Below are 595 nucleotides of genomic sequence, written 5' to 3'. Positions count from 1 at the left end.
CGGCGGTGGCACTGCTCAACCTGATCCGCTTCTTCACCAACCTGTTCTTCTTCCAGACGCTGTCGCTGGCAGACCGTTCGCCGGCAGCCAACACGCTGGGGCTGTGGGTGATCGTGGTGCCGGTCATTGGCGGGCTGATCGTCGGGCTGATGGCGCGCTTCGGCTCGGAGAAGATTCGCGGGCACGGCATTCCCGAGGCCATTGAAGCCATCCTGTTCGGCAAGAGCAAGATGTCGCCCAAGGTGGCGGTACTCAAGCCGCTGTCGTCGGGCATCGTGATCGGCAGCGGCGGGCCGTTCGGTGCGGAAGGCCCGATCATCATGACCGGCGGCGCAATCGGCTCGCTGTTCGCGCAGTTCTTCAAGCTGACCGCCGCCGAGCGCAAGACGCTGCTGGTGGCGGGTGCCACGGCGGGCATGACGGCGGTGTTCGGCACGCCGGTGGCCGCGTTGCTGCTGGCGGTGGAGCTGCTGCTCTTTGAATGGCGCCCGCGCAGCATGCTGCCGGTGGCCGTGGCGTGCGGGTAGTCCGGGGCGGGGCGCTCCGGGGGGGGTTGCCGCGGCGCGGCGCTCCGCCACGGTGGGCCGGTGCGCCC

The 595-nt window shown here is 69.6% G+C and carries 1 pseudogene; it reads left to right on the top strand.

Features of this window, described 5'->3' with window-relative positions:
* Positions 1-521 (top strand): annotated as a pseudogene (locus tag ACRYR9_RS19875) (chloride channel protein); the annotation flags it as partial.
* Between the last annotated feature and the right edge of the window lie 74 nt (positions 522-595).

Source organism: Kineococcus auxinigenes (assembly GCF_050871525.1).
Classification (GTDB): Bacteria; Actinomycetota; Actinomycetes; order Actinomycetales; family Kineococcaceae; genus Kineococcus.
Note: the sequence above shows the minus strand (reverse complement) of the source record. Positions and strands in the feature narration are given on the sequence as shown.